Raw genomic sequence first — 20,557 nt, forward strand, 5'->3', positions numbered from 1 at the left:
GCATGGATCGGCCGATCCGGACCGCGCGGCTGGTCGGGATGATAGTGGCGGCACTGGCAATGCTATCGGCTCCGCGCGCCGAGGCCGCGTGTGCCGACTGGAGTCCGCTCGACAATCGCGGCGCTGCGGTAGGTCGGGCGGTGACCGCAGCCGATTTGATCGGACTGGTCAATTTCGGGCGCCCCGACGCCGAACCGGTCGGGGGTCCGAGCCCGCTGGCGCTCTCGCCGGACGGTCGATGGGTCGCCACGATCCTCCAGCGCGCCGACCTCGCGACCAATGGCTATTGCCAGGCGCTGGTTGTGATCGATCTGCGCGGCCGCACCATGCCGCGCGTGCTCGATCGCGGTGGCGACTATCTCATGACGACGGTCGCGATGCGCGCGATGTCCATCCCCAACGGCTTCCCGCGCCTCAACGCGCCGCGCTGGTCGCCTGACGGACAGGCGATCGCCTATCTGCGGCGCGACAATGGCCGGACGCAATTGTGGCGCGTTCGGCTCGCGGGCGGGCCCGCGCAACCGGTCACCCACGCACCGGTGGACGTGGATGCCTGGGCCTGGGCCGGGGATGGCCATTCGCTGGTCTATGCGAGTGCGCCGGACCGGATCGCGGCGGAAGCGTCGATCGACCGCGAAGGGGTGGCTGGATGGCATTATGACGCGCGGACAGCGCCGGCTTACGGTATCCGACCCCAGGTGCACGCGCCGCTACCGCAGGTGACCGTGCTGGTCGACCCTGAAACGGGCGCCACATCGCCGGCGAGTGTCGCGGACCAGCGCCCGGTGGCGCACGATGGCGATGAGCCGCTTGATCTGCGCCGTACTAACGCGCGGGGCGACATGGTCTGGGCCGAGCGGGAAGGGGCGTCGCCACTTGCGCCGTGGCGGCTTCACGCGCGCCGCGCGGGTGGTGCCTCCGCGCCGTGCGGCGCCGATGCCTGCGTCGGACGGATCCTTGGTCTGTGGTGGGACGGCGATGGTCGGCACATGACCTTCCTCAAACGGGAAGGCTGGAACGAGCGTTTCGCCGCGCTCTATCGTTGGTCGCCGGGCCGCGACACGCCGCGCCGGTTGTTGCGGACCGATGACGAGTTGGGTGGATGCCGGCTGGCGCAACGCGCGCTGCTCTGCGTCCGCGAAGGCGCGACCCGACCGCCGCGCCTGGTATCGATCGACCTCGGCAATGGCCGCGATCATCTGGTGTTCGATCCCAATCCGTCCTTCGCGCGGCTTTCACTGGGATCGGTCAGGCGGCTCGTCTGGCGCACCGACGCCGGCCGCGAGGTCTATGGCGATCTCGTGCTGCCGCCCGATTATCATGGGCGCGCGCGACTACCGACCCTGATCGTCCAATATAGCTCGCGTGGATTTCTGCGCGGCGGCACCGGCAATGAATATCCGATCTATCTGCTCGCCGCGCGCGGTTTCGCGGTGCTCAGCATCCAGAAGCCGGCAATGGTCGCAGCCTCCTTCCCGATGCTGACATCGTTCGACGAAATCAGCGTGGTCAACACGCGCGACTGGGCCGAACGCCGCAATATCGCGTCGGCGATCGAGCGGGGCGTGGAGCTGTTGGTCGCACGCGGCATCGCCGATCCGGCGCGGCTCGGCATCACCGGCCTCAGCGACGGCGCATCGGCGGTGCGCTTTGCGCTGAGCCGATCGCGCCTGTTCGCGGCGGCGGCGATCAGCAGCTGTTGCGTCGAAGAATCCTCCGACACGCTCATGGGGCCGGCCTGGGAAGCCTATAGCCGGACGATCGGCTATCCGCCGGCCTATCCGGTCGATCGCGCGTTCTGGCGCCCCTATTCGCTGGCGCTCAACGCCGATCATATCGACACGCCGCTGCTGATGCAGCTCGCCGATTCCGAGCTGCTGACGGGGCTTCCGGCGTATACGGCGCTCCACGCCTATCGCCAGCCGGTCGATCTCTATGTCTTTCCCGGGGAATTTCACATCAAATGGCAACCGCAACATCGGCGCGCGGTGTTCGAACGCGTGCTCGACTGGTTTTCCTTCTGGTTGCAGGGACGCGAGGATCCGGCGCCGGCCAAGGCAGCCCAATTCGCCCACTGGCGCGCGCTGCGCGCTGCGGGCGATCGCGCGGGGCGCCCGGACCATCCTTCGCTCACAGCCGCGTCACGCCCATGACCGCAGCCACACTTCGACATCCGCCAGCCGCATCACCCGGGCATAATCATGCCCCCTGGTCGGCGCGGTATCGTCGAGCACCGCGGCGATCGCGGCGCGGTCGAGCAGTCCGTACGCGGCGAGCATCCCGTCGAGCAGCAGCGATTTGAGATGCGTCCGGTGCCGCTCGAAGAGCTCGACGATGAAACTGTCCATCGCCCCCTTCGAGCGGCGCCATGCGATGCCTGGCGGGAGCATCGCCGAGAAGCCGTGCCGGGCGATCGCGCGGTTGCGCCCGCGATCGAACCAGCGCCACGTCGGCACCGACAAACATGCCTCGATCACCGGTTGCGCGAGCAGCACCGCGATCGACGGGAGCGACGCGCGCGCATCGGGGCTTTGCACCAGGCTGAGCGCGCCCAGGACAAGTGCGACATGCGCCGCCGAGCCCGGCATGGTGCCGGGAGGTGCTGCCAGCCACGGGTGGGCGAGCGCCGCCTCGCGCTGCCCGGCGGCGTCGACCGACAGCAGGCTCGTGTCGCCGCGCCAGCGATAATCCGGCCGGCCGCGCCAGACCCGCGCCATCGCCTGCTGCAGTACGGCGAACGTCGTCGTCTGGGCGAGCGCTGCAATGTCCCGGGCCAGGTTGGGGAGGTCGGTGCCGATTTTCCCCGCCAGGATCAGATCGGCGACCGGTGCCGCTGATTGCAGCGCGCAAAAGACATTGTCGCCCCCGCCGCCATGGACGATCGCGCTGGCGCCGAGCGACGCCGCGGCGGTTTCCGCCGCACGCATCGTCGCCTGGCTGAAGCTGCGCGCGATGGGATAGGGAAGTCCGGCGGCGGCGGAATGCGCGATATCGACCATTGCGGTGTCGCGGACGATTTCGATCAGCGGCATCGCGAGGTGCGACGCGGTCGCGCGGGCATGCGCGCGCTCGTCACCGCCGGCATCCCGCGTGACCATGGTGATCGCGGTGCAGCACCGCTGCGCCCGTGCCAGTGCCGCTGCGACGATCGAGGAATCGAGACCGCCCGACAGCAGCAGGATGGTCACGTCATGGTGCGCGGTACGCGCCGCCACGACCTCGCACACCGTATCGGCGACGCGGCGTGCCGCCAGCGCGGCGTCGTCGCAGCGGCGTTCGCGCGTCACGCAGGACCAGGGCGACCAGATCACCTCGACCGACGCATTGCCGCGCAGCGACAGACGCTCGCCACCCGTCAGTTCGCGCACGCCGGCAAGACACGTCGCCGGATGCCGGATATCGGCCGCGATAAGATGGGCAGCGATCGCGTCGAGCTCGAACCGCGGCGCATAATCGCCCAGCCGCATCAGGAGATCGATGTCCGAGGCGAGCATCATTCCTGCGGGGCAAGCGTGATAATAGCAGGCGAGGTCGCCGAACGGCGCGCGCACCACGCTGGTTCCGTCGTGCGGGTCGGGAAGGATGGCGACATAATCGCCCCAGAAAAGGTCGATCAATGCGCCGCCGCGCGTGTCGCGCAGCATCTGTGCTTCGGACGCGGTGAGTGTCGCGGCAGCGGCGACCTCCCCGCGGCGGAACGCGCTCCCGATCACCACGCCGCTATCGTCCCCGTCGCAATCCTCCGCGCCGCGATCACCCCCGCGGTTGTCGACCCGGAGCGCCGCGCGCGTGGTGAGGACAGTGGCGTCCCTGCTGGCGAGCGTCACATCAAAGCCGGCGTGCGCGGCCTTCGCCGTCAGTGCCGCCCGCCAGCGTTCACCGGTCGCGGCATCGTTGGCTAGGAAAACGAAATAGCGCCCGCCAGTCATAGGATGAGGATCGGTGTGAATGGTCGTACGACATGCTGCCGGTCACTGATCAGCACGCCGTCGATCAGCACCCACGCATGGGCCTGGAACGGGCGGAGCCTGACCCCGAGCAGCAGATCGGCCGGGAAACCAGAGGCCAGCGCCCGCCGCGCGATCGCCAGCGACAGCGCGAGGCATTGGTCAAGCGCGCCGACGATCCGCCCGGCTGCGTGGAACGCGGCCGCCAGCGCGGCCAGTTCCTGCGGATCCGGCCGGCGGTGCGGCGATAGCGCCGCCTTGGCCGCGCCGAACGTGGCGCACAGCTGATGCAATGGGCGCCGACGCAACTCGAGCTTCGCGCGCGCGAGGCCGAACGCCGCGCGCGCGACCGCTGCAGCCCCGACACGCGGCAGCTCTTCGCCATCGAGCGGCGCGGCCCCGATTCCGGCCGGCGGACAGGGGTGCGGCCTTGCCCCGTCGCGACCGGCAACAAGCAAGCCGCTTTGCCGCAGGCGGTCGAGCCGCGCGCGCGTGTCACTGTCGAGCACGGCGCCGCTCACCAACGCGGCGAACGCCCGGTCGGCGACACTTTCGAGACAGAAATAGCGGTCGTTGGGCAGGTCGAGGAACAGGTGACGCCCGCCTGCGTCGCAGAAGCTGATCCCGGGTGCGAGCGCGAAGCACATGGTCAGATGCCCGACTAGCGCGCGCGGGGACTGACCCGCGCGCGCCTGCGGTCAATCGTTCGAAAGACCGGTGGCGACGAGCCCGATAAAGTCGTCGCCCGGCTGGAGACCCGGGCCCTGCGTCTCGATGCTGGCGGTGCCGAGCTCGATCACATCGTCTTCGCGTTCCATGGCTGTTTCCTTTCGATCGCTGCGATTCTGCAGCGCCTCGAAATTATGCCCATGAGCGCGCTATTCGAATTTTATACGGGGAATATATCGAGATAGTTTTTGCGAAATGGGCGCACGCTCACGCGTGCGGCGCGTAGATCGCGCGGACGATATCGGCGACCTGCTGCGCGCGCCGGCGATGATAGGCATTGCACAACCTGCGCAGCACCGGGCGATCATCCGCGCACCACGCGCTGCGTAGCGCATCGAATTCCTGTTGGCGGTCGGCGATGACCTGCCCCTCGACGAGGCGTGCGACGTGCAGTCGCGCATTCGCCGACGCGATCGCGCCGCGATGCTCGATATTGCCCGATCGCCCGGCGATCATGGCGAAGAGACGCGCGGTATCGTCGACGATGTTATCTGTGTTACCTGTCGCGTCGGCGGGCAGCGCCTCGACGTGCGGCCCCCGCCGCGCGCCGATGCCGACCCCAAGCAATTGCGCGGTCCAGATATAGAGATCGCGCAGCCCGATCTCGTGGATGGCGGGAATATGAAAGCCGTCGCTGGTGCGGCTGTCGACCAGACCCTCGCCGGCCAGGAGGTGCAGCGCATCGCGGATCGGGGTGACGCTCGCTGAGAGTGTTTCGGTGAAGGCGGCCGGATCGAGCCGGATGCCCGGGCGAAATTCACCGCGCTGGATGCGGCGCTTGAGCGCGTCATAGACGCGCTCGGACGTCACCCCGGCATTCATGATGCCCGGCGTTGCGCGCCGACGAAATCGGCGATCAACCGTTCCTGGTCGGGGCGCAACGCGTCGATCGCCCCGAGCGGTCCGCCATCATGCTCGCCGAGCAGGATCGATGGGCATTGGCCTTCGAAATTGCCGAGATTGGGGCGATGCTGGCGATAGCCGACCAGTGCGGCGAGGTCGGGCGCAAAATGACGCGCGACAGCCGGCGGGTAGGCGAGCCACTGATTCTCATAAGGCTTGAGCCAGCCGAGGCAGTAGCTCACGATCATCCCGCGCCGCACCGCTGCACTGTCGTTCCCGCCCGCGCCGTGCAGCGTCGATCCGAGAAACATCAGCGCGGTGCCGGGTGACATGGCGGCGATGACCGGATCGTTGGCCGGTGCGGTTTCGCCGACGTTGTCGCCGTGGCTGCCCGGCCAGATCAGCGTCGCGCCATTCTCGCTATTATAGTCGGTGAGCGGCCACATCACATTGACGAGATATTCGATTCTGCCAGTCTCGCCCCGCCACATATCCTGGTCGCGGTGCGGGAGCTGCGGCAGCGCGCCGGGATGAAGCGCGATCGCCTGGGTGAGGTTGAGCTGTATCACATCGCAAAACGGGCGCAGAATGCGCTCGGTGATGCCGAGGATGAGGTCATGCTGCACCAGCGTGGCGGCGCGATCGGAGCGCGTGAGCAACCGCCCGAACCGTTTCGTGCGCCGGCCATAGAACAGACCGTCGCAAAACGGCGTGTCGGCAAAGGCGCCCGCGAGGTCCGCGTCGAGCGCGGCGATCTCCGCCGTCGGCACGAGGTCGGGGATGACGACATAGCCCTGCTCGAGCAATTGCGTGCTCCAGCGTTCGACCGCCTTGTCGCTGGCCGGCGCGATGATCGGGTCATGCCGCATGGGACAGCTCCTCGACGCTGGCGCCGTGCCACGTTCCTGCCTCGTCCAGCAGCGCCGGGGTCTCAGGCGTGATCTTGATCTCGAGGGCGCCGAGCAGCGCGCTCCCCGACGTCAGCGGGAGGCCGAGCGGGCGGCAATGCCAGCCGAACGCCAGTATCTGCTGCAGCCAGCCGATCTCGGCGACGCCGGTATAGCTTGAGATGCCGGTCGCTAGCGCATGGTCGACCAGCGTGCTGACGAGGCGGTTGCGGACCGTCAGGCGCTCGGCCGCGCGCAACCGGCGATCGAGGCAGAAACGGGTTATCTCGAAGATCGTCGGCCCGCTTGGCGCGGGGCCCTCGCACAATCTCGCAAACAGCGTATCGAGGATATGCGGCCGTGTCGTCGGGAGCAGACGCGCAGAGGCGAGGTGGGTGCCGGCTGCATCGGTCAGCAGCACATAGATCGCGCCCGGGCGGTCGAACTGATCCACCTCGAAACGGTCCGCGACGACCGGTACGTCCCAGCGCAGCAGGTCGACGAACACGCGCTTGCGCGCCGCGAACATCGTGCACAACCGCGGGTCGTCGCGCCAGCGCGGGGAATAGCCGATAATATGCAGCATGATCTCGCCTCCATCCTGTGAGGCGGCGAAGATCGATCGGGTGGCGATGCGCCGCTATTCCCAGAAATGGGCATATCATCGCCGGAAAATGTCGGCGAAGCTGATCGTTCCGTCGAACAACGTCCGGATCAGCAATGATGTCCTTTTCTGTACGCCATAACGCTCGCGCGCCTGTTTGAGGTGTCGGATCACCGTTTCTTCGCTGACATCGACGATGCGGCTGGTCTCCCAGTCCGATTTGCCGCGCGCCACCCAGATCAGGCAATCGCGTTGCCGGTCGGTGAGTTTGGGGATGGCGAGCATCGGCGCGCGCATGCGCCTCAGGCGTCGCGCGCCTTCGAACGCGAAGGCGCCGGCGAGTTGCGCCGCCGACAGCATTTCTGTGGGGAGGGGGCGGCCGGCAATAGTGGCGAAGGACACCGATCCATTGGCTTCGCCGGGAATATGCGCGGGTATCGTGAAGCCCTCGCCGATGCCATGCTCACGGGCGTGCGCCAGAATCTCGTGATCGCCAGCGGTGAGATTGATCATGCGCGGCACCTGCGACCAGGCGAACCCGACATTGGTGTGCTCACTGGCGCGGTGGACCGGATCGGAGAGGCCAAGCCGGTTGCGATCGAAGAACTCGACCCAGCTTTCCGGATAATTGTGCAGCCGGACCGCCTCATCGCCGATGTGCAGCATATCGACGTGATGGGTCAGCGCGAAATAATGAAAACCCAGCTGGCTGGTGATCAGCGACAGGCTGGCGTGCAGCGCGCCGGGCGACGAAAGATGCGCGGCCGCGCGGGCGAATTCCTCCACCAGAGGCAGCAGGTTCATCGGCTCAACGTACGATCCCGAGCAGTGCCTCAAGTCACCGGTCGTCTCGCGATCGCCCTTTCCCCCGGGCATCGGCCAGAGGCCGGGCTCTCATGCCGGCATCGTGCGCATCCGAAAGCGCAAGGATATGGCCAGACCCTGCGGGTTTCGAGCCATGGTGCATCGACTCGTCTCGTGATAGCAACGCTTCAACCACAAACGCCGCAAGCGAATGGTGGGTGAATTTCCCGGCCGCAAGCGCGTTGCGGCCAGATTGCACACGATAGAGCCTGCCGCACCGGTTTGCGACTGGCGCGATGACCAGGTCTATGCCCGTCTGGCGGGCATCGATCGTGCCGGGTTGATGTGGGAGTGGCTGCGGCGCGACCCAGGCTATATCGCCTGGCACGCGCGCGCCAGTGTCGTGACGCGTGGTCACGCGTCAGGGGATGTTCCCGACGTCGACCCGATCCAATGGGGTCTTCACTTTCGCCGAGAGTCCGGGCCGCACGGCCCCCGACGCCCGGCTGATCTGGCATGCCGATTGTGATCCCGGGATATTGCGCGCCACCGCCGCCCCGACATCGTCGTCCGATCCCGACGGTATCACGCCGGCCTTGCTTGGGCGCTGGCTGAGCGTCGTCGCGGATATGAGCGGCGAGCACGTGGTGCTTTCCGATGGCTGGCGTCATATCAGGCTCGATATCGCGTGCGGCAGTCTCGATGCGGGGCCAGTGGTGCTGCATTACCAGCTGGCGGGATTGGTGAGCGCCGAGCATGCGATCCTCCCGCTCAGGCGTTTTCTCGATCTGTGCCGCAATCGTCGGTTTTCCGTTTCGCTCTATCCTCCCGACCGGCGCGTCGCGCGGTGGATCGTGGTCCTGCGTGTTCATGATGCGCTTGTCGCCGGCGCGAGCCAGCGTGACATCGCGCGGGTGCTGTTTGGCGGCGACCTGGCATTGGACACAGGGGCGAGAGAATCGGATTCGCTCAGGTCGCGCGTGCGACGGCTGGTCGCCGATGCGCGGCGGCTCGCCGGGGGCGGATATCGCCTTCTGATGCACCAGAAGGAGTGATTCTGCGTCTCGCACGGCCCTGGCCGTGCGACCGCGCTCTATGGCCCGCCTTCTCGGCGATGCCACCGAGCCCCGCGCGGCGGGGCTCGGCCTGGCGGTCACGATCGCTGACGCGGGGCAGTGTCGCACGCTGCCGGGCGCTACGCGCGCCCACAAAGAGACGGATGCTGTTGGAAGATGTCGATGCAGCGTGGCTAGGGTGCGGGAAAGCGCGCGGGCAGCATTTCAGAATGCGAACTGGCTGAGGCGGGCATTCGTCTGCCTGCGCCGCCGCGCCTGACTCCGACTATCCTCTGTCGAACGACACCGCCGGCAGCAGTCGACCAGCTCAAGACATTCAGCGTCGTTGATGTGAGCGGCGGTTCTTGCTGAAACCCGCCATTCGTTTCGCGCAAACCAGCCGACCGGCTTTGCGCCCCTAAATGCGACGTTCAGACCATAGCTCGCGATAGTGGAAGCAGCCGTGCCGAGGCAGTCGCTGGCGACCCGCACGTCAACCTCCGACCCCAAAGGGCCTCACCAGGCTTATTTCGTCCACTTCTTCGCGCGCGCTGCCACTTCGCCTGCGCGATCCAGCGGTTCGCCTGCGATGACGGACTGGATGAAGGCCATCTCGCCATCATCGGTGCCGGCCATGCGATAATCGCCTTTTGACGCTGTTGCTGCCGACCCGTAGCGTAATTGCCAGCCACCATTTGCGCGGCAGGCGACACCGGCGATATGCGAGGCGATGAAGCTGCGGCATAGATCACCGTTGCGATCGCGATAAGAAAGGGCGATGCGGACCGTGCCGGGTTCTCCCGCCAATTGTTGATCGAGTGCGGTCGCAATCGGCGGCGACAAGGCGAGCGCTCCTGAACTGTCGGCAAGGCCTGAGCTTCCGTTCATGCCATATCCGGTCATCAGGCCAACGAGCAGGCTCGCCGCGATGGCCCCCGGGATCGCCCACCGCGACGGAGCGGATCGTGCTGTATTACCCGCGTCGCGCCGCTTTCGCGCCGCTTCGAGTGAATGAACGGAGGCCGGCGGCGATACGGGCATGGCCACGGCTTCATCCCCGATTTGATCGAAGGCAGCGGCGAAGCACGCCTTTATCCGGCGATGCCGCTCCGCCAAAACAGCAAGTGCCGGGTCCTGCGCAACGGCCGCGATAACGCGCGCTGCTGCCCCGTCATCCAGTTCGCCATCTACCCAGGCAATGATCGTCGCCTCGTCGATCGGCTCAACCATGGCTCAATCCTCCAGCATCGTCATTAGCGCCTGGCGCCCGCGCACGAGCCGGCTGGTCAGCGTGCCGATCGGAATGTCGAGCACCTCGGCGGCATCGGCATAGGCAAGACCTTCGATCATCACCAGTGCGACGGCTTCGCGTTGCTCGTCGGGCAAAGTTCCCATCGCCCGCATCAGATAACCAAGCTCCACATTGGCCTCGGCGTTGCCGTCCACGCCGACAGACCAGCCTTGTTCTTCCGGCGCGAGCACCGCCTCGCGCCGCTGGCGACTCCGCGCCGTGTCGATCCACAGATTGCGCAGGATGCGATAGGCCCATGCATCGAAATTGGTGCCCGGCTGCCATTGGGCGCGCGATTTCAGGACGCGCTCGGCGGCGGCCTGCGTCAGATCGTCCGCGTCCGCCCGATTGCGGGCAAGGCCGTGCGCGAAGCGGCGCAGGCGGGGCAGCAGGCTTGCCAGCGCGCGTTCGACCTCGTCCAATGATCGCCCTCATGTTCATGTGGATGAAACGATACCCGTCCGTCGTTTCATCCCTCGACACGGGAAAAAAGGAAAGAGCATGCGCACGATCGCGACTATTTGGATTACTGCGGCGATGGTCGGGATGGCCGCGCCGGCATCGGCGCAACTTCTCGGCGGTCGTGGCGGAGGCATTCTGAATGGCGGCCAATTAGGCAGCGTCGCTGGCGATCTGCTCGGACAATCGACCGGGGCGCAGGGCAATGTCCTGGGCGCCGTCGCGGAGCCGCTGATTACGGTCGGCGACACGCTGAGCGCCACGACCCCCAGTGACTTGCTGTCGCTGCGCCGCCAACGCATCACCACGCTCGTCCGCGACAATCGCGACGTGCTCGACGTGGATGAACGTGGAAACGCGATCCGACGCGACGAAATCATCGGGATCGCGTTGACGAAGGAACAGATCGCGCAGGCTGTCGCTGCCGGTTTCACCGTGCGGGGCCAGGAATCGGTCGAAGGACTGGCGCTCGATGTCACCACCTTTGCGCCACCAAAGGGCAAAACCGCCCGCAAGGCTATTGCGGCGCTGCACGCGCTGGTGCCCGAGGCGCAGTTCACGCTCGATCCGATCTACGAGCCGGCACGCGCACCGCTCGCGCCGACCGGAGGGAGCATCGCGGGCGACGATGCGTCGTCGCGCGGCGCGCGCATCGGGCTGATCGACGGGGGCGTTGGCACCCATCCCGCGTTTGCCGGCGCGCGGATCGAGCAACGCGGCTTCGCCGGTCCGCCCAAGCCGACCGGGCATGGAACGGCCGTAGCTTCCCTGATTGTCGGCAGCGCCGGTATATTCCGTGGCGCAGCGCCGGGCGCGACACTTCTGGTTGCGGATGTCTATGGCGGGTCGGCGGCGAACGGTTCGGCGGTGGCGATCGTGCGAGCGATGGGATGGCTGGCCGCCAGCGGCGCGCGCGTCATCAACATCAGCCTCGTCGGTTCGCCCAACCCATTACTGGAGGCCGCGACCAAGGAGCTGATCTCACGTGGCATTCTCGTCGTTGCGGCGGTCGGCAACGATGGTCCGGCGGCACCGCCGCAATATCCCGCTTCCTATCCCGGCGTGATCGCGGTCACCGGCGTGGATGCGAAAGGTCGCGCGTTGATCGAGGCGGGCCGTGCGCTCCATCTCGATTTCGCGGCGCCCGGCGTCGATATGGTCGGTGCGGTCCCCGGCGGGGGCTGGGAAGCGTTGCGCGGTACCTCGTTCGCAGCGCCACTGGTCGCGGCCCGGCTGGCGCGCGTGGGAGGCGTGCAGGCGCTTGCAGCAGAAGCGCGGCCGGGCAGCGGGCGCGTAGGGCGCGGCATCGTCTGCGGCGTCTGCGCGACCACGCCGAAAAGCGTTGGCCTAAAATAAATCGCGGCCCAACGGGATTAAACGCGAATTCAACATCGTTGCTCTTTCGAGGCCGGGAAAATGGACCCGGTCGCCGAGAAGGAGAAGAGTAATGAACAATGTTCGGATTCCCCTGATTGCGGCGGCGATGATCGTAGCCGGAACGACCTCGATGCCAGCTGGCGCACAGTTGCTTGGCGGCGGCGGCCTGCTTAGGGGCGCGGTCAGCCAGACCGGAAGCCTCGGCGGCGCCTTGTCGGGTAACGGCGATCTGGGTGGAGGCCGCCTCGGCTCCACGACCGGCACCCTGTCGAACAGTGTGTCCGGATCGGGCAGCGTCAGCGGCCACCGTTCGGTCAACACCAAGTCTGGCAACGTCTCGGGCGACGCCAGCCTGGCGGGCAATGTGAGCCGCAGCACGAACGCGTCACTGGGAGCCACTGGCGGCAACGGTGGCACGTTGGCCGGTTCGGCGAGCAACGCAGGCAGCGCCAGCGCAAGCCGCAATGTCGGCGGGAGCGCCCAACTGGTCGGCACCGATCAGGTATCGAACACCGTGAACGCGACCCGCAGCTATGCCACTAATTCGGTCGGCACGACCCGCGATACCGCAACCAGCGCGGTCAGCGTGGCGCACACCACGGCGGGCGACGTCGCCAACGCTACTACCGCTCGCCTGGGTTCGGTTGCCGGCAAAGCGCGTGACCGTGCGGGCCAGTCCGTCAACCGCGCGCGTGAGACGGCGGGCTCCGCCAGCGCCAATGGGTCGGGCGGCCTTGCAGGAACGATAACCGGCGAGGCAGGCTCGGTAAGCGGGTCCGGCGCTGCGAACGGGAGCGGTTCCGCCAGCAGCACACCAAATAACTAAAGCGTCAGTTCCTAAGCAGGTGAACAGACTGCCGGGCGATTATGCCCGGCAGTCTTTGGCAGTGACGGGGAGGCAATTTGTACGCCAGTTATGCGCCCATTTGTAGCCGTTCCTGCTTTCGATATCGCTTCCTGAAACCGGACTGTCTGCCTTTTATTTGTGAGAGAGCATCGGTGGCGATTGGTATGGCTTGGGTCTTGGCAATCTCGGTCAGTCTGGTAGGCGGTGAATCGGTGTGCGGCGCTGTCATCGACGCGCTCGAGTGGGGCGCGGGCCTTCACAGGGTACTGCGACCTTGCCTCGTAACTCACGTCCGGCGCCAGTTCGCAGCAACACCTTCGCAATTGGCACTGGTCGGGCCCGGACCCGGATCGGTTTCGTTGACGATGGTCTCGGCCACTTCGAGCCGCGCAATGGGAAACCAGATTGGCGAGCGATAGAGGTGGACGGTGTAACCGCTGTCGCTGAAGGCGGCGCCCCAACTCGTCACCCGGCAGGTCAACTGATCATCCAATCGCCGGTCGTGGATTGCTGGCGACAGATAGTCGCCAAGAACGAACATTAATCCCAATATTCCGATCGTGGCGACCAGTAACGATGGTATGACCGGGGCGTAACAGAAAACGCCCACGATGATGCGGAGCGCGATATGGGGAATCCTCAAGGCCGCCGCCGCCAATATCCACCACGCATATAGTGCTGAAAGGCACGAGACGAAGTTCAGCGTCGTAGACGACCATTGCAGGCCCGAAACCCAGCAGAGCGGAACCAATACAATGAGGCTCCCTGCGAGCACGACGACACGCGCGAGCGGCACACCCTGCACCTGCCTCGTCTTCATCAGGAATAGACAAATGAGCGGCGCGGCAATCAATGAGAGCCACACGCTCCAGAAGCCGAGCAACAATAGCATCTAAGAATCTCCCGAACGATGAGCGGCTCGCGATCGCGCTCATTGTTGCGGCGCGGCGATGGGAAAATGTGGGGCGAAGACCGAGATTCCGATCGCCGCGGCAACGAGCGCCGTCACCAAAACCGCGCCGGCTGCGAAATCCTTGGCCGCGCCAATCAACGGATCCCGCGTTGGACAAATACGATCGCACAATCGCTCAATCGCCGTATTGAAGCTTTCGGCAGCCCATACGAGCCCGCAGGCCAATGCGATCCACCGCCATTCTTCCAGCGAAAGTCCCGCAAACGCACCGGCGATCACAACGGCGAGCGTTGCGAACAGATGCAGTCGGGCATTGGGCTCCTGGCTGACCAGCAGGCCAAGTCCATGTGCGGCATAACCGATGCTGCGCCATCGACTGAAAATCCCGGCATGGATGCGTGCAACGAAATCCGGCACCATCTCAAACAACCGGCTGAAGCGTGAGCAGGGCGCGCCGCCGGACCATCAACGAGACCGTCAGCACACCACGATTGTCTGCCCGCGCAAAACCGGATTGCGCACCGTCGAGTCTATAGAAGCGTCGCGATAGGAGACCGGTAACCCGCAAGGTGGTGGAAGTATCGCACCGGCGCCCAGGCTCGAGCCAAATCGCCAACCCTCGCCCGCTATCGGTGATGACCGCCTCGAGCAGTCTCGCTCCATTCGTTCTCGCCGAAATGGGTCCGACACTTTGCAATGCAAAGTTTGTGGGCAAATGAGAGGTGCTCATGCTGGCCGGGTCCGCAGCGGGCTGGGAGTGGGCGCCCCGCCGTTCGCTTGCGATGCCTGTCGCACGACATCATGCAGCGTCACGAGATAGGCGCCGAACCGCTCGCGCCCCTTGTCGGTCAACTGGCACCGCGTCACCGCCCGCCGGCCGTCATGGCCCTTCCGCTGCTCGACGAAGCCGGCTTCGTCGAGGACCTGGAGATGGCGCGCGAGATTGCCGTCAGTCAGCCCGCACAGCGCCTTGAGTTCAGAAAAACCCAGCCCTTGCGGGTGGCCGGCAAGCGAAGTCACGATACCGAGCCGGGCACGCTCGTGAAAGACGCGGTCGAGCCCCTCATAGGCATAAGGTGCCTTGTCCTTGCTCATATTGTCTCTTGCGTCGCACGATGGAGAACAACGGCGACCGCGATCTGCCCGACCCCGAACGGTACGCCCATCATCCACGGATCGAGCGCCAGAGTTTGCGCACCGACGATTAGCGTGATCACCGCGCTCGCGAAATACCATCCTGCCGCCCAGACGATCGCGCGGGGCAGGGTGGATACCGAGCAAAAGCCGGCAAGTGCGATCAGCACTTGCCACAGGCCCGGCAGCATCCATGCGCTTTGCGGCGCGAACCGCAGCACGATCAGTGCGAGCGCGCCGCCTGCGACCACGAACGGCAGCAACAGGCTTAACGTGCTGGCGATCAACATATCCGCCATCGAGCCGTGCAATCTTCGCGCGCGGATCAGTGCTTCGCCACCGATCAGCCCAACCGCGACCAACGCCACGACCGACCAGACGGCGATATAAGCGAAAGCCGTCCCCGCTAGCGGCGCCGGCCAATGCGCTTGAACGAATGCGGTCGCCAACGCGAGCAGCCCCGTGCCGGCCACCGCCTGCGGCGCCAGTCCGTCAAAGCGCGTGCTTGCCGCCAGCCGCTGCTGGATAAAAGCAATATCTGCCATCGCACGTTCGAGATCGGTCATCACGACTCCACTTTGCATTACAAAGTCTCATTCGTTCGGCCAGGTGTCAATTGAAAACCAGCGATATCGGCCTCGGCCCTCGGTTCTTGCTTCGCGATCGTCGGCTCGGCGCCCAACTTCGGTCGTTCTTCCGCTCCAGCAGCGCTCCGCGTCAGTGAATGCCGACGGCTGGGTGGTTGGCTAACGATCTAAAGTGCGGAAGCTCGTGACGTTTCCGAGTGTGTTACGATGCGTCGGCTGCTGACCTCGACATAGGGCTAGATGCGCGGGCTTTCGAAAGCCGCAGATCACGGTGAATTTCGATGGAATAAAAACTTGCCATTCCGGCAAGAGTGGCGATGGGACGATCTGCCTAACCATCTCTCGTGGATAGACTGGCGGGTCGAATCGCCGACACTGAGCGCAGGTGGTGGGGGGCATGACCGCGGCGCGGGGCGCGATCGAGGGTGATATCATTCGGATCGAGCCGCGCTGAACGATCCTGCGGTTGTGTTTGGAGCATGCTCTTCAACGTCCGCTGTCAGCCACCATATCGCACCTGAAACGAGCGTGTCGGGGGTGGTGTAATGGGCCGAGCAAAAGCGTGGCAGATGGAGCAGGAAGAGCGCGGCTATTACGAGGCCGACGGAGCGATCTGTGAGGACTGCGTGACCGACCCCGCGCTCAAATCTTGGGTGTCGGACAATGTGTCGGAAACGCAGTGCCGGTTCTGCGGCGCGGAATCGGATGACCCGATCGCGGCCAGCTTCGATGCGTTCATCGGCGTCGTGCTGACAGGCGTCCGCTTCGACTGGAACCACCCCGACGACGAGGGGATCATGTATATCTCGGCGGAGGGTGGCTACCAGGCGCCAACCAGTGACACTTGGGAAGTGCTCGGCGAGTACGATATCAGTGAGGACAGCGATGTCATCGACGCGATCATCGAGCTGGTCGGCAGCGATGGCTGGGTTGAGCGTGAATTCTACATCGGCGACAAAAGCCAGCGGCTCGAATGGGGCTGGGATGCCTTCAAGGAGACCGTCAAACACCAGACGCGCTATGTCTTCCTTACGCCCGACGATAGCGACCACTCGCCGGAGGTTCCGCCATCGCGGATGCTGGCCGCGATCGGCGAAACGGTGGTCGACGAACTCGCCGAGCTCAATCTCATCGTCGAGATCCAGGCCGATACCGACCTCTTCCGCATCCGCATCGGCGCTGAACCCTTCCATACCGGCGCGCAGATCGGCACGCCCCCGGCGCAGTTCGCAACCCAATCGAACCGGATGAGCCCGGCGGGCATTCCCATGTTCTACGGAGCCTTCGACGTCGAGACAGCCCGGCTCGAAACCTTCGATCCCGAGCACCATGCCGGTCAAACCCTTTCGATCGGGACATTCCGCGCGACCCGCAGCCTGCGAGTGCTCGACCTTGCTGACCTGCCCGATATCCCGAGTGTGTTCGAGGAGGACGGGCATCACCGCATCCATCCGTTGCGGTTCCTTCACGCCTTCGCGCGCGACATGGTGAAACCGATCGCGCGCGACGGACGTGAGCACATCGAATATGTTCCGACGCAGATCGTCACCGAATATTTCCGGCGGGTGTTCCGCGACGCCGAAGACCGCGCGATCGACGGCATAATCTATAGCAGTTCCAGGGAAGGCGGGGAGCGCGCGTTCGTCCTGTTCTGTGAGAATGAGCAATGCTTCGCGGTCGAGGATGGACCGGTGTTCCTCGAACAGATGTTGAACCTCACCGCGGTGGCGCACCAGCAGGCCTAGAGTTGATTTCTGATTGATTGAATCGAAGGGGATTCCCTTTTTGCCTGAGGTCTGATTCAACTTCGTCGAGGTTGAGGAGGGAGCGATGGCGAGGCCCTATTCGAATGATCTTCGTGATCGGGTGGCGGCGGCGGTGGTTTCGGGCCGTTCCTGCCGCGAGGTGGCGCAGACCTTTGGGGTGAGCGTGGCGAGTGCGGTGAAATGGTCCCAGCGCTTGCGGGCGACGGGGACGGCCGCGTCGGGCAAGATGGGCGGCCATCGCAAGGTGCTGCTTGAGCCGCACCGGGATCTCGTTCTGGCGCGGCTGGCGGCGTCACCTGACATGACGATGCGTATGCTGGTAGCCGATCTGGCGGAGCACGGGGTGGTGACGAGCACGGTATCGGTGTGGCGCCTGGTCCGTTCTGCCGGGATCACGTTCAAAAAAAACTCTGTTCGCCGTCGAGCAAGAGCGGCCTGCGATAGCGCGCAGGCGGGCGCAGTGGCGTAAATATCAAGGCCGGCTTGATCCCCGGCGCCTCGTCTTCATCGACGAAACATGGGCGAAGACCAACATGACCCCGATCCGGGGTTGGAGCGAGCGCGGCCAAAAGCTGGTCGGCAGGGCGCCCTTTGGGAAATGGTCGACCCTGACCTTCGTCGCCGCGCTTCGATCAGACCGCATCGATGCGCCCTGTGTGCTCGACGGCCCTATCAATGGCCAAAGCTTCACCGGCTGGATCGAACAGTTCCTCGTCCCGACACTCGCACCCGGCGATATCGTCATCATGGATAATCTGGGCAGCCACAAAGGACCCGGCGTCAGAAAAGCGATCCGGGCAGCAGGCGCAAAGCTTCTCTTCCTGCCGCCATACTCGCCGGATCTAAACCCCATCGAGAAAGTGCAGCCCTGGAACCTCTGAGTCACAGGTTCATTTAGCGCCTTATGCGGGCCATCGTGCGCTTCTCAGCCTGGCCTGTTGGGTCGCGAGGCGTGATGATGTCGTATCGCAAACATGTCCGGTGGATGGATCTGCCGATCGAACGGCGCCGACGGCTTGTCGTCATTCTGGGAGAGTTGATCCAGCGGCGGATGTCGGCGAACCGGGAGACAGACCATGAAGATGGAACTCGCCGCGGCGCTGCCTGAAAAGATCCGGCAACGACATCAGGAGCGGCAGGCGATCGTCTATGTTCGCCAATCGACGGTGCGGCAGGTGACGCAAAACCGGGAGTCCACCCGGCTGCAATATGGTCTGGCGGATCGGGCCTGTCATCTTGGTTGGCAGCGCGAACAAGTGACCGTCATCGATGATGATCTTGGTCGTTCCGCTTCCTCCACCCTGGACAGGCCGGGCTTCCAGCGCCTCGTCGCGGAGGTGGGCCTCGGCCATGTCGGGCTGGTGCTGGGAATCGAAGTGTCTCGCTTGGCGCGATCCTGCCGAGACTGGCATCAGCTTCTCGAAATGTGTGCGCTGTTCGACACGCTGATCGGTGATGCTGACGGCATCTACGATCCCGGGACATATAATGACCGGCTTCTGCTCGGGCTCAAGGGCACGATGAGCGAGGCTGAACTGCACATCCTGAAGGCCCGCATGCATGAGGGGCGACGCGCCAAAGCGCGCCGCGGCGAACTCATCATGGGCCTTCCGCGCGGCTATGTGCTGAAGCCGTCAGGCGACGTCGCGCTTGATCCTGATGAAGGGGTTCAGCGCGCGATCCGTCAGGTCTTTGCCGTCTTCGAACGGCGTCGATCGATCAGCGGCGTGCTGCGTTATCTTGTCGATCATGACCTGCAACTGCCCGACCGCGTTCGGAGTGGCCCAAACAAAGGCGACATATGCTGGAATCGCCCCAATCGTGCGACGCTGTCGGACATGTTGCGGCACCCCGTTTACGCCGGTGCCTATGTCTTCGGCCGGCGACATTATGATGGTCGCCGCCGGCTTCCCGGCAAGCCGCACAGCGGGCGCCATTATGTGCGTGACCCGCAGAAATGGATGGTGCTCCACCAGGATGCTTTACCGGCCTATATCGACTGGAGCAGCTTCGAGAGGAACCAGCAGCAGATGGCCATAAACCGCTCTCGGCACACTGGCATCCCTCGCGGCGGGGCAGCACTGCTGGGAGGCCTGATCACCTGCGGGGTGTGCGGACGGCGGATGTTCACCACCTACACAGATGATGGCCGCGACGCGCGCTATATCTGCCATCAGCTCGCGACAACTTATGGCGAATCCCGCTGCCAATCGATTAGTGCGCGGCCGGTTGACGGCTTGATCACGACGCTGATCCTCGAGGCACTCTTGCCAGCCGCCATTGATGTGAGCCTGCAGGCCGCTGAGGATATCGAACTCGAACGTCAGCAGCTTCATGGTCAATGGAAGCTTCGACTGGAACGCGCCGGATATGAGACCGCGCTTGTGCGCCGTCGTTACGAGGCGGTTGACCCGGATAATCGCTTGGTTGCCCGTACGCTGGAACGGGACTGGGAAGACGCACTCGCCGCCGAGCAATCGCTTCGGGGCGAACAGCAACGCGCCCTGGCTGAAGAGCCCGAGCAACTCACCGAGGTCGACCGCGACGCCATACGGCAGTTGGCGCAGGATATCCCGGCACTTTGGCGAGCGGCATCGACGACGCCACGAGATCGCCAAACCATTGCGCGCATGATGCTTGAGCGTGTTGAAGTCCTCGTTGCCGGGGAAACCGAGCGCGCCGAACTCACCTGTCACTGGTCGGGTGGTACCACAACCAGGCACGCGTTCACCCGACCGGTACGACGGTTCGAACAGCTGGAGCACTTCGACAAGCTGCTCGCCCAGATCATGTACCTGCGAGGTCAGGGCGCGACAGCGCAGAGCATCGCTGAAAAGCTCAATGCCGAAGGCTGGACGCCGCCCAAGAAGGACAGCTTCAACGCGCCGATGATCCACCGCCTGCTCCAACGGCGTGGGCTCGGGACCACCCGGCCGATCTGGTCAGGTAATGTCCCGCGCCAGCATGATGGCGAGGTCACGCTTCAGGAATATGCCGACCGCGTCGGGGCTCACCGCCAAACCGTCTATGGATGGCTCCGCCGCGGCCGGATCAAGGGACGACTGGCCAAGGTCGGTTCGCAACGCATCTGGCTCGTCAATGCCGCAAATACCTCAACAGGAATCTGAACTGGAGAGTCATCATGAACACACGATCGAACAGGTCTTCGCCAAGCTCAAACTCATGCTCCGAAGGGCCGCCGAGCGGACCGCCGAAGACACATGGAGACGCATCGGCTCCCTGCTCGACCGCTTCCCGCCAGTAAGCGTGGTCTGCGGGCCGCCTTGCCCATCGAGCCGTAGCCGGGATGCTTG

At 65.0% G+C, this 20,557-nt stretch carries 21 protein-coding genes and 1 pseudogene; 8 read left to right on the forward strand and 14 right to left on the reverse strand.

Going from position 1 to position 20,557, the window contains the following annotated elements:
* Window positions 1-2: 2 nt before the first annotated feature.
* A complete protein-coding gene (locus Q0316_RS15995; protein ID WP_298674296.1) occupies window positions 3-2,153 on the forward strand; it encodes an Atxe2 family lasso peptide isopeptidase in 2,151 nt (716 codons plus the stop codon).
* On the opposite strand, the gene Q0316_RS16000 is transcribed toward Q0316_RS15995, so the two are convergent.
* The 7 genes from Q0316_RS16000 to Q0316_RS16030 form a co-directional block, all read right to left on the reverse strand.
* A complete protein-coding gene (locus Q0316_RS16000; RefSeq protein ID WP_298674297.1) occupies window positions 2,142-3,929 on the reverse strand; it encodes an asparagine synthetase B family protein in 1,788 nt (595 codons plus the stop codon). The genes Q0316_RS15995 and Q0316_RS16000 overlap by 12 nt on opposite strands.
* Entirely contained in the window at window positions 3,926-4,594 is a 669-nt protein-coding gene (locus tag Q0316_RS16005; protein ID WP_298674298.1) for a lasso peptide biosynthesis B2 protein, read from the reverse strand. The genes Q0316_RS16000 and Q0316_RS16005 overlap by 4 nt, the downstream gene beginning before the upstream one ends.
* 51 nt (window positions 4,595-4,645) lie before the next feature.
* The gene (locus Q0316_RS16010; RefSeq protein WP_298674299.1) at window positions 4,646-4,765 is read right to left on the reverse strand and encodes a benenodin family lasso peptide; all 120 of its coding nucleotides are present in this window, start codon (window positions 4,763-4,765) and stop codon (window positions 4,646-4,648) included.
* Window positions 4,766-4,883: 118 nt separating this feature from the next.
* Entirely contained in the window at window positions 4,884-5,498 is a 615-nt protein-coding gene (locus Q0316_RS16015) for a GntR family transcriptional regulator (RefSeq protein ID WP_298674300.1), read from the reverse strand.
* Window positions 5,495-6,388 carry a phytanoyl-CoA dioxygenase family protein gene (locus Q0316_RS16020; RefSeq protein WP_298674301.1) on the reverse strand — a complete coding sequence of 298 codons (894 nt, stop codon included), beginning with the start codon at window positions 6,386-6,388 and terminating at the stop codon, window positions 5,495-5,497. The genes Q0316_RS16015 and Q0316_RS16020 overlap by 4 nt, the downstream gene beginning before the upstream one ends.
* A complete protein-coding gene (locus Q0316_RS16025) occupies window positions 6,378-6,992 on the reverse strand; it encodes an acyl-homoserine-lactone synthase (RefSeq protein ID WP_298674302.1) in 615 nt (204 codons plus the stop codon). Before Q0316_RS16025 ends, Q0316_RS16020 begins: the two co-directional genes overlap by 11 nt.
* Before the next feature lie 75 nt (window positions 6,993-7,067).
* On the reverse strand, window positions 7,068-7,814 hold the full coding sequence (locus Q0316_RS16030) for a LuxR family transcriptional regulator (protein ID WP_298674303.1): 747 nt from the start codon (window positions 7,812-7,814) through the stop codon (window positions 7,068-7,070).
* 211 nt (window positions 7,815-8,025) lie between these two features.
* On the opposite strand from Q0316_RS16030, the gene Q0316_RS19755 reads away from it, so the two are divergent.
* Window positions 8,026-8,343, forward strand: coding sequence for a DUF6499 domain-containing protein (locus Q0316_RS19755; protein WP_367179702.1), 318 nt, complete (start codon window positions 8,026-8,028; stop codon window positions 8,341-8,343).
* Window positions 8,225-8,869 carry a DUF2285 domain-containing protein gene (locus Q0316_RS16035; RefSeq protein ID WP_298674304.1) on the forward strand — a complete coding sequence of 215 codons (645 nt, stop codon included), beginning with the start codon at window positions 8,225-8,227 and terminating at the stop codon, window positions 8,867-8,869. The genes Q0316_RS19755 and Q0316_RS16035 overlap by 119 nt, the downstream gene beginning before the upstream one ends.
* A gap of 525 nt (window positions 8,870-9,394) precedes the next feature.
* On the opposite strand, the gene Q0316_RS16040 is transcribed toward Q0316_RS16035, so the two are convergent.
* Together Q0316_RS16040 and Q0316_RS16045 are read right to left on the reverse strand one after the other, a co-directional pair.
* On the reverse strand, window positions 9,395-10,099 hold the full coding sequence (locus Q0316_RS16040) for a hypothetical protein (RefSeq protein WP_298674305.1): 705 nt from the start codon (window positions 10,097-10,099) through the stop codon (window positions 9,395-9,397).
* Between the two features lie 3 nt (window positions 10,100-10,102).
* On the reverse strand, window positions 10,103-10,582 hold the full coding sequence (locus Q0316_RS16045) for an RNA polymerase sigma factor (RefSeq protein ID WP_298674306.1): 480 nt from the start codon (window positions 10,580-10,582) through the stop codon (window positions 10,103-10,105).
* 79 nt (window positions 10,583-10,661) lie between these two features.
* Between Q0316_RS16045 and Q0316_RS16050 the strand changes: the two genes are divergently transcribed.
* Window positions 10,662-11,975, forward strand: a complete 1,314-nt coding sequence (locus tag Q0316_RS16050; protein WP_298674307.1) for a S8 family serine peptidase — start codon at window positions 10,662-10,664, stop codon at window positions 11,973-11,975.
* Between the two features lie 151 nt (window positions 11,976-12,126).
* On the forward strand, window positions 12,127-12,822 hold the full coding sequence (locus Q0316_RS16055; protein ID WP_298674308.1) for a hypothetical protein: 696 nt from the start codon (window positions 12,127-12,129) through the stop codon (window positions 12,820-12,822).
* Between the two features lie 307 nt (window positions 12,823-13,129).
* On the opposite strand, the gene Q0316_RS16060 is transcribed toward Q0316_RS16055, so the two are convergent.
* The 4 genes from Q0316_RS16060 to Q0316_RS16075 form a co-directional block, all read right to left on the reverse strand.
* Window positions 13,130-13,735, reverse strand: coding sequence for a hypothetical protein (locus Q0316_RS16060; protein ID WP_298674309.1), 606 nt, complete (start codon window positions 13,733-13,735; stop codon window positions 13,130-13,132).
* 39 nt (window positions 13,736-13,774) lie between these two features.
* Window positions 13,775-14,176 carry a diacylglycerol kinase family protein gene (locus tag Q0316_RS16065; RefSeq protein WP_298674310.1) on the reverse strand — a complete coding sequence of 134 codons (402 nt, stop codon included), beginning with the start codon at window positions 14,174-14,176 and terminating at the stop codon, window positions 13,775-13,777.
* Window positions 14,177-14,482: 306 nt separating this feature from the next.
* A complete protein-coding gene (locus tag Q0316_RS16070) occupies window positions 14,483-14,851 on the reverse strand; it encodes a transcriptional regulator (protein ID WP_298674311.1) in 369 nt (122 codons plus the stop codon).
* A complete protein-coding gene (locus tag Q0316_RS16075) occupies window positions 14,848-15,456 on the reverse strand; it encodes a hypothetical protein (protein WP_298674312.1) in 609 nt (202 codons plus the stop codon). Before Q0316_RS16075 ends, Q0316_RS16070 begins: the two co-directional genes overlap by 4 nt.
* 590 nt (window positions 15,457-16,046) lie before the next feature.
* Between Q0316_RS16075 and Q0316_RS16080 the strand changes: the two genes are divergently transcribed.
* The 3 genes and pseudogenes from Q0316_RS16080 (at window position 16,047) to Q0316_RS16090 (ending at window position 20,371) form a co-directional block, all read left to right on the forward strand.
* Entirely contained in the window at window positions 16,047-17,222 is a 1,176-nt protein-coding gene (locus tag Q0316_RS16080; protein ID WP_298674313.1) for a HEPN-associated N-terminal domain-containing protein, read from the forward strand.
* An 85-nt stretch (window positions 17,223-17,307) separates the two neighbouring features.
* A pseudogene (locus Q0316_RS16085) lies at window positions 17,308-18,106 on the forward strand (IS630 family transposase); the annotation flags it as partial.
* 213 nt (window positions 18,107-18,319) lie between these two features.
* On the forward strand, window positions 18,320-20,371 hold the full coding sequence (locus Q0316_RS16090; RefSeq protein WP_298674314.1) for a recombinase family protein: 2,052 nt from the start codon (window positions 18,320-18,322) through the stop codon (window positions 20,369-20,371).
* On the opposite strand, the gene Q0316_RS16095 is transcribed toward Q0316_RS16090, so the two are convergent.
* Window positions 20,340-20,557: hypothetical protein (locus Q0316_RS16095; RefSeq protein ID WP_298674317.1), on the reverse strand; the 218-nt coding region annotated here is incomplete at its 5' end. The two genes, Q0316_RS16090 and Q0316_RS16095, sit on opposite strands and share 32 nt — an antisense overlap.

The organism is uncultured Sphingomonas sp., from assembly GCF_937871615.1.
Lineage (GTDB): Bacteria > Pseudomonadota > Alphaproteobacteria > Sphingomonadales > Sphingomonadaceae > Sphingomonas.

What these genes read in the sequence shown, in the direction of transcription:
- Q0316_RS15995 (WP_298674296.1), top strand. Translation starts at nt 3, where the DNA reads ATGGATCGGCCGATCCGGACCGCGCGGCTGGTCGGGATGATAGTGGCG.
- Q0316_RS16000 (WP_298674297.1), bottom strand. Translation starts at nt 3,929, where the DNA reads ATGACTGGCGGGCGCTATTTCGTTTTCCTAGCCAACGATGCCGCGACC.
- Q0316_RS16005 (WP_298674298.1), bottom strand. Translation starts at nt 4,594, where the DNA reads ATGTGCTTCGCGCTCGCACCCGGGATCAGCTTCTGCGACGCAGGCGGG.
- Q0316_RS16010 (WP_298674299.1), bottom strand. Translation starts at nt 4,765, where the DNA reads ATGGAACGCGAAGACGATGTGATCGAGCTCGGCACCGCCAGCATCGAG.
- Q0316_RS16015 (WP_298674300.1), bottom strand. Translation starts at nt 5,498, where the DNA reads ATGAATGCCGGGGTGACGTCCGAGCGCGTCTATGACGCGCTCAAGCGC.
- Q0316_RS16020 (WP_298674301.1), bottom strand. Translation starts at nt 6,388, where the DNA reads ATGCGGCATGACCCGATCATCGCGCCGGCCAGCGACAAGGCGGTCGAA.
- Q0316_RS16025 (WP_298674302.1), bottom strand. Translation starts at nt 6,992, where the DNA reads ATGCTGCATATTATCGGCTATTCCCCGCGCTGGCGCGACGACCCGCGG.
- Q0316_RS16030 (WP_298674303.1), bottom strand. Translation starts at nt 7,814, where the DNA reads ATGAACCTGCTGCCTCTGGTGGAGGAATTCGCCCGCGCGGCCGCGCAT.
- Q0316_RS19755 (WP_367179702.1), top strand. Translation starts at nt 8,026, where the DNA reads ATGGTGGGTGAATTTCCCGGCCGCAAGCGCGTTGCGGCCAGATTGCAC.
- Q0316_RS16040 (WP_298674305.1), bottom strand. Translation starts at nt 10,099, where the DNA reads ATGGTTGAGCCGATCGACGAGGCGACGATCATTGCCTGGGTAGATGGC.
- Q0316_RS16050 (WP_298674307.1), top strand. Translation starts at nt 10,662, where the DNA reads ATGCGCACGATCGCGACTATTTGGATTACTGCGGCGATGGTCGGGATG.
- Q0316_RS16055 (WP_298674308.1), top strand. Translation starts at nt 12,127, where the DNA reads ATGCCAGCTGGCGCACAGTTGCTTGGCGGCGGCGGCCTGCTTAGGGGC.
- Q0316_RS16060 (WP_298674309.1), bottom strand. Translation starts at nt 13,735, where the DNA reads ATGCTATTGTTGCTCGGCTTCTGGAGCGTGTGGCTCTCATTGATTGCC.
- Q0316_RS16065 (WP_298674310.1), bottom strand. Translation starts at nt 14,176, where the DNA reads ATGGTGCCGGATTTCGTTGCACGCATCCATGCCGGGATTTTCAGTCGA.
- Q0316_RS16070 (WP_298674311.1), bottom strand. Translation starts at nt 14,851, where the DNA reads ATGAGCAAGGACAAGGCACCTTATGCCTATGAGGGGCTCGACCGCGTC.
- Q0316_RS16075 (WP_298674312.1), bottom strand. Translation starts at nt 15,456, where the DNA reads ATGACCGATCTCGAACGTGCGATGGCAGATATTGCTTTTATCCAGCAG.
- Q0316_RS16080 (WP_298674313.1), top strand. Translation starts at nt 16,047, where the DNA reads ATGGAGCAGGAAGAGCGCGGCTATTACGAGGCCGACGGAGCGATCTGT.
- Q0316_RS16090 (WP_298674314.1), top strand. Translation starts at nt 18,320, where the DNA reads ATGAAGATGGAACTCGCCGCGGCGCTGCCTGAAAAGATCCGGCAACGA.